This window comes from bacterium (assembly GCA_023145965.1).
Taxonomy (GTDB): domain Bacteria; phylum UBP14; class UBA6098; order UBA6098; family UBA6098; genus UBA6098.
This window is the reverse complement of sequence record JAGLDC010000071.1, coordinates 1-10706: the sequence shown is the minus strand read 5'-3', so window position 1 is coordinate 10706 and position 10706 is coordinate 1. Positions and strand designations below refer to the sequence as shown.

General features: G+C 42.8%; 10 protein-coding genes. 5 read left to right on the top strand and 5 right to left on the bottom strand.

Going from position 1 to position 10706, the window contains the following annotated elements; all coding sequences use genetic code 11:
* Positions 1-203: 203 nt before the first annotated feature.
* From KAH81_07060 to KAH81_07040, 5 genes are all read left to right on the top strand, one after another.
* Positions 204-1892, top strand: a complete 1689-nt coding sequence (locus KAH81_07060; GenBank protein MCK5833412.1) for a carboxylase — start codon at positions 204-206, stop codon at positions 1890-1892.
* A gap of 218 nt (positions 1893-2110) precedes the next feature.
* Positions 2111-4138: a Glu-tRNA(Gln) amidotransferase subunit GatE gene (gatE, locus tag KAH81_07055; GenBank protein ID MCK5833411.1), complete on the top strand. Its 2028-nt coding sequence runs from the start codon at positions 2111-2113 to the stop codon at positions 4136-4138.
* A gap of 11 nt (positions 4139-4149) precedes the next feature.
* Positions 4150-5556, top strand: a complete 1407-nt coding sequence (gene gatD / locus KAH81_07050) for a Glu-tRNA(Gln) amidotransferase subunit GatD (GenBank protein ID MCK5833410.1) — start codon at positions 4150-4152, stop codon at positions 5554-5556.
* A gap of 442 nt (positions 5557-5998) precedes the next feature.
* The gene (gene rdgB, locus KAH81_07045; GenBank protein ID MCK5833409.1) at positions 5999-6601 is read left to right on the top strand and encodes an RdgB/HAM1 family non-canonical purine NTP pyrophosphatase; all 603 of its coding nucleotides are present in this window, start codon (positions 5999-6001) and stop codon (positions 6599-6601) included.
* A gap of 4 nt (positions 6602-6605) precedes the next feature.
* A complete protein-coding gene (locus KAH81_07040; GenBank protein MCK5833408.1) occupies positions 6606-8012 on the top strand; it encodes an FAD-binding protein in 1407 nt (468 codons plus the stop codon).
* On the opposite strand, the gene KAH81_07035 is transcribed toward KAH81_07040, so the two are convergent.
* From KAH81_07035 to KAH81_07015, 5 genes are all read right to left on the bottom strand, one after another.
* A complete protein-coding gene (locus KAH81_07035; GenBank protein MCK5833407.1) occupies positions 8009-8815 on the bottom strand; it encodes a DUF1573 domain-containing protein in 807 nt (268 codons plus the stop codon). The two genes, KAH81_07040 and KAH81_07035, sit on opposite strands and share 4 nt — an antisense overlap.
* 14 nt (positions 8816-8829) lie before the next feature.
* Positions 8830-9174, bottom strand: coding sequence for a cupin domain-containing protein (locus KAH81_07030; protein ID MCK5833406.1), 345 nt, complete (start codon positions 9172-9174; stop codon positions 8830-8832).
* Positions 9158-9538: a hypothetical protein gene (locus KAH81_07025; protein MCK5833405.1), complete on the bottom strand. Its 381-nt coding sequence runs from the start codon at positions 9536-9538 to the stop codon at positions 9158-9160. The genes KAH81_07030 and KAH81_07025 overlap by 17 nt, the downstream gene beginning before the upstream one ends.
* 13 nt (positions 9539-9551) lie before the next feature.
* On the bottom strand, positions 9552-10025 hold the full coding sequence (locus tag KAH81_07020) for a hypothetical protein (protein MCK5833404.1): 474 nt from the start codon (positions 10023-10025) through the stop codon (positions 9552-9554).
* A 98-nt stretch (positions 10026-10123) separates the two neighbouring features.
* Positions 10124-10706, bottom strand: a 583-nt coding sequence (locus KAH81_07015) for a hypothetical protein (protein ID MCK5833403.1), incomplete at its 5' end; no start/stop codon positions are given.

The following is a 10706-nucleotide window of genomic DNA, read 5'->3' as shown; positions in this document are numbered from 1 at the left end:
GATTCGCTTCGGGTAATGTAAATTTAGCAATTGAAGAGGGCGGCGATGGCAGTCACTTTTTCATTGCCGTTGGTTTAGGCCAATGGCAATGAAAAAGGCGAGCCAATAGTATGGCGAAGGATAATAATATGTTGCACGGAAAGTTGTTTTTCGTATAATTAAAAGCTATTAAATATAGAGCCTCGGAATTTATAGGAGGAACAATGGGCCGAAAGCTGCTTATACGCGATCTTACACTCCGTGATGGCCAACAATCGCAATTGGCTACAAGAATGAAACAGAATCAAGTAGATAGGTGTCTGCCTTTCTATAAGGAAGCCCAATTTTATGCTATGGAAGTATGGGGCGGAGCCGTTCCCGATTCCACTATGAGATATCTGGGCGAGAATCCATGGGATAGGTTGGCTAAGATAAAAGCAGCTGTTGGCGATACATCACTTCTAACAGCGCTTTCAAGAGGGCGCAACCTTTTTGGATATACCCCATATCCAGAAGAGGCTATCGAGGGTTTTAACCGTAACGCACTCGAAACCGGTGTAGATATAATGCGCATCTTCGATGCCTTGAACGATATAAACAACATGAAATCGACTATCGAGGTAGTTCGAAAGAACAAAGGCCAGACAGACTGCGCGGTTTGTTATACTACCGACCCAAAATTCACTTTTTCAGAAAAAATAAAAGGGATATTCTCAGGAAAACCACTTCCGAAACCGGTTTTTACTGTCGATTATTTTGTAGATAAAGCATTGAAGCTCGAGGCTCTCGGTGCTGATATGATTACAATCAAAGACATGGCTGGTCTAATTCATCCAAAAGTTGCGAGTAAGCTCTATACTGAAATGAAGAAAAAGGTCAAGATACCGATCGATCATCACAGTCATTGCACCCCCGGTTATGGTCTTGGTTCGGCTTTAGTCGCCGTTATGAAGGGCGCTGATATTGTCGATACTGTGATCATGAATTTCGCTGGAGGCCCTGCTGCACCTGCATTCGAATTAATTCAAATATTTTGCGACAAGTTAGGAATCGATACCGGTGTTAACATAGAGGCTGTTGGCAAAATTAATAAAGAGCTATATGATATTCGCAATGAGCTGGCCGATTTCGATAAAACAGGGAAAATGCCGATGCAATTCGATATATCGAAGGATAAAATACCGGCCGAGATAGACAGGCTCTTCGATCAGGCCATCGAGGCTGCCGGCAAAAACGATGCCGACAGCGTTGTCGATCTAACACAAAAGATTGAAGCCTATTTCAATTTCCCCGGTCCAAACCAGATTGTTAAAGAGGCTCAGATTCCAGGCGGCATGTATAGTAACATGGTTGCTCAGCTCGATACCATGGGCATGTCTGAGCTTTTCGATACTGTGTTAAAGAATATTCCGCGCGTGCGACTCGACTCCGGACTTCCACCATTGGTCACACCTACAAGCCAGATTGTTGGTGTGCAGGCGGTAAACAGCGTCGTAAGTGTTGCAAATGGCAAGAGTTATTACGACATGACCTCTGCTCAGTTCGTTAGTCTCGTTCGGGGTGGATATGGTAAAACTCCTATTCCAGTCGATCCCGAATTCAGAAAACAGATTACAGGTTCGCCCGAAGAAATGCCTTATGATACTTCAAATTATGAGAAGCAGCCCAATCCAATTTTAGAGGATATAGGTGGAGTTCGCCTTGCCGAAAATGAAAAAGAAGAGCTTCTTATGGAGCTTTTTCCATCGGTAGCGGTCAAATACCTCGAGGGCGTTAAGCGCGCCAAATACGAGGCTGAGATACAGAAGATAATAGATGCCGAGAACGACAAATCCGATGCAGAATTCAGGGAACTTATAACTTGTATCGAGGGTAATTATCAGCTTGCGCCCGAAGAGTATTATGTTTCATAAGAATTAAATAAGTTTCTCTTTCCTTTCATATTTCTCTCTTCTATACTCGTGCTCACCGAACACATTTCTTGAGTAGGAGCAAATAGAATTTCTTGCAAAATAGGTTTCTAATATTTATAATATGATAATTTTTTGGCTTACTCCAAAATATTGGAATTGAATTCTTTTTCAAAGGATAATAATATTATGAACCATTTATTCCATATTTGAGCTTATCTATGAAAGATTATACTAATATGGACGATTGTAAGAACTGTAATTGTCCCCAAATGCCCGTGGATTATCATGAAATAGGTTTAATAGTTGGACTCGAAGTTCATCAACAGCTTTTAACTCAACGAAAGATGTTCTGTCGATGCCCAGCAGGACTCTATACTAAAGAACACGACGCAGCTATTCTGAGACACATGCGTCCAACCCTTTCGGAGTTGGGAGTCTTTGATGGTGCGGCACTTATGGAGTTTAAAACCAAGAAACAGATTATATATCTGCTTCACAACAAAAACACATGCACCTATGAGATGGATGATACCCCGCCTTTTCTCATGAACGAGGAAGCTCTTGATATATCAATCGAGCAATGCCTTATGTTAAATATGGATATTGTTGACGAGGTGCATGTTGCCCGGAAACAATATCTCGATGGTTCGATTCCCACCGGTTTCCAACGGACAGCTATTGTTGGTGTAAACGGAAATATACCTTTCAAGAACAGAGATTTAGGCATCATTCAGGTTAGCATCGAGGAAGATTCTTGCCGAGAAGTCTCTGATAAAGGGCACCTTATCGTTTGGCGAACAGACCGCCTTGGAATGCCTTTAGTCGAGATAGTAACACAACCTCAGCTCTACACTCCAGAGGAGGTCGAAGAGGCAATACTGTTTATCGGCAGAATTTGTCGATCCACCAATCATGTTCGCTATGGAATCGGTGCGAGCAGACAGGATGTTAATGTTTCGGTTCGTGGTGGAAGACGTGTGGAAATCAAGGGTATTCCGCGCGCAAGAATCGCGGCCAGGGTAGTTCATGGCGAGGCTATTCGCCAAGTCAACTTGCTTAAACTCATGGACGAACTTCATACTCGTGGATTTAACACTCCAGAAGAAGTCCGCGCAAAAATAACGCATTTCGATGTTACTGATAAATTCATAAACTCAGAGCTTGCCTTTTTAACATCCGAGGGATGGGAAATGTTCATTAAATCCGACGAACGCAGGCCGGATTTGGAACTCGGCAAAGGCAAGTTTGTTGTTCGTGCAGTGAAACTCGAAGGGCTTGCGGGAACGCTCGATTGGAAAACCCAACCGGGCAAGAACTTCTCTGACGAACTTCGAGGTAGAATCCGCGTGGTGAGTTGTCTCGATCAGCGACCGATAATAATACACAGCGAGGATTTAAGCGGTTTCGACGCTGCTAGGCCATCTATTAAAACAATCATGAAAGAGGATGACTGCAAAGAGGATGATTCTCTTATAATTATATGGGGTCCCGAAGATGACGTATTATCGGCATGCGAGGAGATTTATAATCGCTACGTCGATGCTATCGATGGTATTCCCCCCGAAACACGACAGGGATTCGCCGATGGACATACAGATTTCGAGCGCATTCTTCCCGGTCCCAACAGGATGTATCCTGATACCGATAGCCCGCCGATTCGAATCACTCGCGACAGAATTGAAGGAATAACAGCCGGTCTTCAACGTCAACCGTGGATTCGCGAGGAAGAATATTCCAATGCGAGAATACCGATTAATACAACCTATTACCTAATTAGAAGAGGCTGGGCGAATATAGTCGATGCTGTTGTCGAGGACACAGGTGCAGATTTAAAGATGGCGGGTATATTCTTCGGCGAGAAATTGAAAAGCCTTCACCGAAAAGGGGTGAAGGTTGACACTATTCCGAAAGATAAGTGGATTAACCTTTTCCGCGAGTTCGCCAAAAAACTGGAACTTGCCGAAAATTGGGATAATCTCGTCCGTATGGTTGCGAATTCGCCCAAGATACCAGTTTCGCAAATTATCGATGGGATAATGCATTCGATCGATATTGAAAATTGGAGAGACTTTGCAAATAAAGCACTCACTGAAATTGAGAGTATAGCACAAAAATCCAACGAAGAAGTATTAATTAAACTCTCTATGGCCAAGACTATGCACATATACCGTGGTATCGTTTCAGGACGCGAAATTGAAAAATACTTTCGTAAAACGATTGCGGACAAATCATCAATAAATAATTAGGAGCAATAACCGTGAGCGACAAGAAAACTGAAAAAAAAGATAAGCTTAAAGGTTATAAAGGACTCGCACGCGAACGCCTTGGACAATGGGGTGTTGGGGTGTGGAGCGATGTTCGCATTGTCAACGACAAGGGAAGCGTTTTCGAGGGTGTTATCTTGCCTCGAAGCGAGACTTACGACGATCTTCACATTGTAGTCAAGCTCAAAACGGGATATAATGTTGGTATTCATGTTGATCGTGTTCTGGAAATTGTTGAACTCGGTTATAAAGAGGCTTTTTACAAGATGCCCGAGAAGGAATTTCCTACCGATCCCAAGCTTCCAAATGTTACACTTCTTGGCACCGGTGGAACTATTGCCTCACGCCTCGATTATCGCACAGGCGCTGTGATCCCGGCATTCTCACCCGGAGAGCTTTATTCAGCTGTGCCGGAGCTTGCTGATATCTGTAACCTTAAGACTCGTATGATTTTCGGCGTATTCTCCGAAAACATGGCAATGGAGCAATATATTACCCTCTCAAAAGCCATAGTTGAGGAGATAGAGGCCGGCACCGATGGCATTGTTATTGGCCATGGCACCGACACAATGGGACACACCGCCGCAATATTAAGTTTTATGGTGCAAGAAAGCCCTGTGCCAATCGTTATCGTCGGTTCGCAGAGAAGCTCTGATCGTCCCAGTTCAGACGCAGCCCTTAATCTAATTCACGCGGTCAATGCTGCGGCTTACGGCGATATAGCGGAGGTCCAAATTTGCATGTTTGGACCGACATCCGACCGGTACGGTCTTCTTCATAGAGGAACTCGTTGCAGGAAAATGCATAGTTCATACCGTAACACATTCCGGACGCTTGGCGATGTTCCGCTTTGTATGGTCAAAAAAGATGGGTTCAAATATATTAACAAAGACTATCTTCCACGAGATAAAAACCGTAAGGTCAAGCTCGACGCAGTATATGACGACCGCACTACTATCCTATATTATTACCCCGGCATGAAACCCGATTTGGTAGATGCACTTGTCGAGAAAGACTATCGTGGAATCGTTATTGCCGGCACTGGGCTTGGGCACGTTAATCGAGCACTTTTCCCTGCACTCGAAAGAGCAAGGAAAGCAGGTGTGCATATTGTTATGACTGTGCAAACCCTTTGGGGTTATACACAGATGTTTGTTTATGACACTGGTCGCGATTTGTTAAACATAGGTATCGTCCAACTCGATAATATGTTGCCGGAGACGGCATTGATGAAACTCTCCTGGGTTTTAGGTCATACTAACGAACACAAAGAAGTCATGCGGATGATGCACAAATCCATAAACCATGAGATCACCGAACGCGAACCGCACAACGGATATATGATTCTTCAAGGTGGCCTGCCAGACACAGAGGATTATTTTAAAAAGTATTTGAAATAATTAAATGATATTTTCCTCGAAGTGTTTAAGGTAATAGCATTCTTTATAATAGGTTATGCTCATATTATTCAATATCATATGTCGTAAATTACGATATTCCCACAAAAGTCTATCGTAAATCAGGTTCGTTTTCTCTATAAGGTTGCTACGGTGTATCCTTCATAAAAACCAACTGGGTCAAGAAATAATCTGATGTGCCCATCAGATTCTAGATCAGATGGAGATCGACAGAGGCTGGCACGAGGGAAAAGGGAAGGGGGGAGTGGGAACCACTGCGCCCAAAGGACGTAACAGCGGGCGTGACAGCCTTAGAGAGCAAAAAAACAGACGGTCTTGAATATTCATGAACGGATTAAAACTTTTTTTACGCTCCCTTTTTATCTTGCCTTTATTATAGAAATTGAAATATTTTATAGTAAAATTAAATCTGCATGGAGGTTATATGAAAATAGTTTTTGCAACTAGAAATAAAAATAAGGTGCGTGAAATATCATCGATACTCGATGGCATTTCTGTCGATTTTATCTCGCTGGATGACTACCCAAAAATGCCGGACACTGTCGAGGACGGCCAGACTTTCGAGGAAAACGCCATTAAAAAAGCTCGCGAGGCCGTGGAATACACCGGGTTTCCCGCATTAGCCGACGACAGTGGCCTTTGCGTCGATGCGCTTTCTGGAGGGCCAGGGATTTATTCGGCTAGATTCGCCGGTCCCGGATGCACATACGACGATAATAATAATAAATTACTCCACGATTTAAAGGATGTGAAAGCAGGGGAGAGAGGTGCATATTTCCTTTGTGTATCAGCGCTAGTTTTAACAAATGGTCGCGCTCTAACTCGCTGCGGACAAATAAATGGGATTATAACACGCGAAAAACGAGGGTCAAGCGGTTTCGGCTATGATCCTATTTTCGCTTTGCCGGACGGTAGAACATTTGCAGAAATATCCGCAAAAGAAAAGGATTCAATAAGCCACAGAGCGAAAGCATTTAAAAAAATAAGTGAAATTATTAGGAATTTGATCGATGGCAAGGAGCTTTAATAATATGAATGGGAATTTTGCGCTTAATAAACCGACGGGCGAAGATATACTTGCGCTTGTCGATATTGTGGGGAGCGATAATGCAATAGTCGGTGATGGGATGGAAGAATATTCCCATGATGAATCTCCCAATATCCAAGCGAAGCCATCACTGGTGCTGAAAGCAGGCGACGAAAAAGAAATATCTAAGATCCTTCGATATACAAACGAAAAGGCCATTCCTGTTGTCACGAGGGGGCTAGGCACGGGAGTAGCCGGAGGTTCGATACCATTCGACTCAGCTATTGTGCTTTCGCTAGAAAGAATGAACAGCATCCTCGAAATAGACGAGGAAAATCTAATGGTAATTACACAACCAGCAGTGATAACAGGCGATCTTAGGCGAGCTGTCGAAGAAAAAGGTCTATTTTATCCTCCAGACCCTGCAAGCCTGGATAGTTGTAGTATTGGGGGGAATTTTCAGACCAACGCCGGTGGAATGACTGCAGTTAAATATGGTATAACCCGAGATTACGTAAAAGGTTTTCGCGCAGTGATCCCCGGAGGGGACGTGATCACATATGGCGGCAAGTTGGTGAAGAATGTTGCTGGTTACGACCTTACTCATGTGATTTGTGGTTCAGAGGGAACTCTAGCGGTAACAACCGAGATAACTTTTAAGCTTCTTCCAAAACCAGAATTTCATGTCGATCTTCTTGTGGGTTTCGATTCTGTGGAGGATAGTGTCTCAGCAGTTAGTGAAATAATACGAAGAAAGATTGTGCCTTCGACAATAGAATTCATGGAAGGAGATATTGTTCGCATTGTTGCAGAGGTTTTACAAAAGGATGTCCCGATGAGGGAAGCTGGTGCACAGCTAATTATTTCCCTCGATGCTGAATCGGAGGAGGAGCTTGAAAAACGCTATTTTACTCTAGGAGAAATAGCACTCGAACTTGGCGCAATTGATGTCCTTGTTGCGGATAACAGACCATTTCAGGATAGAATATGGGATGTTCGTCGATCGATACGCGAGGCATTAAGAGCGGTAAGTCCGACAATCGTTGCAGAGGATGTTGCGGTGCCACGAGCAAAACTCGCAGAATTGTGGTGTGGCGCGCGTGAACTTGGAAAGAAATTTGGCATTCGAGTGCTTTCATTCGGACACGCCGGCGATGGCAATCTGCATATCGATGCCCTCAAGGAAGACTTCGATGATACTGCATGGGAAAAAGTCATGAAAGACTATATCCCCGAATTATTCAAATTAGCTGTCAGATTAGGTGGAACAATAACAGCCGAACACGGCATAGGATACCTCAAAAAACCTTACCTTCCGATAGGCATCGGGAAAAGCGAATTAGACTTAATGAAAAATATAAAGCATGCATTCGATCCAAAGGGAATATTGAATCCGGGGAAAGCGATTTAACGCGGTCTGCCCCGGTAATTTGGGTCGTCAAGCCATGGAATATTGCTACTGCTTTTCTGAGATCGAGATACTTTCTTCACAGATGGAAGTCTAGTGGCTCGGCGGTTAATACCACTAACAGGTATAGTTATTCGCGAATTATCATAACCCTCCATCTCCATGGTAATGGAAGCAAACAATTCCTTGCTTGGGATTTTACGCGTTATTTTAAGCCTAACGGAATCTTTGGGTTTTAGTTTTTTCTCTTCCCAAGAAACCTCAATCCTGTCTGATTGATAATCGACAATTATCAGATTTCTTGATGCCGCCATTCTGTTCTTTAATCCTATCTCAATGGATTCTATGGAATCGGTGAACTCGACGATTGGCATGCTGACCTCGATCTGACCATCGGAAAAGAGGATAGAGGATGTATCAACATATGCATTAAATACGAGTCGATTGTTGATCACCTCTTCGCCGCTTTTCAATCTTAATGAGGCAGATTTTCTGGCTTTATTTCGATAGCCCTTCGAGTTGAACCTCAGTTCTATAGGAATGCTCTCTCCTGCATGGACTACATTTGTGGAAAGAGGAGCTTTTGTGCATCCACAGTGTGGCCTCAATTCCTCGATAATAATGGAATCGCCACCAGCATTACTGAGATTATACACATGTGTGACAATTGAATTCTGGGGTATGCGTCCCCAGTTAAACTCAAGTTCGCTTAATTCTGGTTTTGGGGGGCCAGTTGGAACTTTCGCGGCGGAACAACCATCTAACACAAGTATCAATGAGAAAACTATAATACTAATAACACCCATATTAATTGCCTTTACTAACCATTAATGTTTGGAACCATGCAGAGAAAAATTAAATCCTCGTCTCCATCGTTGACAAAATTGTGCATTGAGCCACCATCGATAAAAACAAAGCTGCCGGGAATAACCTCGATCGAACGATTTTTATAGACAGCTTTCCCCTTTCCAGCAATAATGAAAACTTCATGTTCATGAGCATGTGAATGATAAGGAGTATGACCCCCAGGGATTATTGTAAAGCGTCTCATGGCAAAATTCGGAGCACCATCATCCCCTGAAATTAACCATTGAATTTTGACCCCTTTAGCATCTTTTAACAAGACATCGTTTTTTGGGACATCCCTTTCATTCCCGATTTTCATTTTCTTCCTTTCTGTATATAGCTTCATCGATAGCAAAGCACGTTGCGAAACCGAAAAAGACACCAAACCAGCATCCGATATAGTATGATTTGAGAGTCAAGTCGAATTGTGATCCGGTTTCGAAATAACTTAATAGTAAAAGCACTCCAGCGAGGCCTGTAAGGGCAAAAAGAATATAGCTGAATACCGAACTACGCTTCTTTTTAAGAAGTCTCGGTGAAAACAGCAAACCCACCAATCCCATAACCACAGCTGGTGTTAATAAATGTATCGCCTTTTCGATGAAGCTATTAGAAAATCTGGGAAAAAGCAGTTCAGCGCCAACAGAAAAAAACAATCCAGCTAAGGCAAAGCCTGAGAACACTTTTAGGTCGTTCTTACTTCTCTTTGTTTGCTTCGATGGCTTTGGCAATTTTTGAAAATCCTTTTCCAACTATAGCGAGTGTTATTATCCACATTATAAAAAATATCAGAACTACGCCGAGCCAAACTATAATGAAAAGGAACATGGCTGGTTGGCCCCATATTTTATTTGGTTTTTCCCAATCGGAATGTCTGCCCCTATGGATTCCGTGGCTATAGCATTCTTCATCATCGGAATCGCGCTGTGCTCCGTGATATATTTCTTTAGCTATTCGTATCTCTTGAATATCCTCATCGTCAAGATCGATATCATCGAGAGCCTCGGCCACTATTTTAGCTACTGTTTTTCCAATATCTTCAGAGATATTCTCTGCATCCGATGAATTGGATTCTAAAGTATCTTCTTTGACCACAATGGTTTTCACAGCCATTTGGCCATAAGCGCATAGCGCAATCAAGAGGATAATTAAAATAGTTACTCGCTTCACGATTACACCTCCAAATTAGATTTATGCTCAATGGTTATAGTTAATGCAAACAAAGTGCCATCGATTTGAACCATCAAGTTAATTTATCTAAATATATATTATTCGGAGTTCCAATGCAAGCGAATGAATCTAGAGGAATTGGTATTAGAAGGGTCTTTTATCCAAAGTATAGCTTCGACTTTTCCCTGCACGGAAGCACGATATTCCTCGTTTGGCATCGAGATGAAAAGCTTTTTTTCACTGTCAGGTTCTATAATAAAGCTTTGCTGGCTAGCTACAAATTGAACTGGATCGCCTATTGAATAGCCGGGGGAAACTGAAACCGCTACACCTTTTGGTTCAATTTCTGGAATCGCGCTATAGCATATTATAAAATGTGGGACTGTGTCGTTGTTGAAAACTTTAAAGACACCCTCACCGGTTGAATCAAGGTCGAGAACCGAAGGCGCAATGGAAATGGGATTCCCTCCAGTTCTGACAAAATTATTAGATTGTGTTTCAATTAAATAGTTGCCTATAATTGCAGATTGGACATTTGATGAGGAATTGCTTTGCATAACTCGAAGCTGCACCATGAACCGTCTGTTGAACATGCTCGGATCATCTGGGATGAGCGAATAAAGCCGCCTAACAGCCGGCTGAATTGTATCCACAAAAATCGGTTGCTTTCCCTCGACCTCG

Coding starts and splice junctions, on each gene's coding strand:
- KAH81_07060 (MCK5833412.1), top strand. CDS start 204: ATGGGCCGAAAGCTGCTTATACGCGATCTTACACTCCGTGATGGCCAA.
- gatE (MCK5833411.1), top strand. CDS start 2,111: ATGAAAGATTATACTAATATGGACGATTGTAAGAACTGTAATTGTCCC.
- rdgB (MCK5833409.1), top strand. CDS start 5,999: ATGAAAATAGTTTTTGCAACTAGAAATAAAAATAAGGTGCGTGAAATA.
- KAH81_07040 (MCK5833408.1), top strand. CDS start 6,606: ATGAATGGGAATTTTGCGCTTAATAAACCGACGGGCGAAGATATACTT.
- KAH81_07035 (MCK5833407.1), bottom strand. CDS start 8,815: ATGGGTGTTATTAGTATTATAGTTTTCTCATTGATACTTGTGTTAGAT.
- KAH81_07030 (MCK5833406.1), bottom strand. CDS start 9,174: ATGAAAATCGGGAATGAAAGGGATGTCCCAAAAAACGATGTCTTGTTA.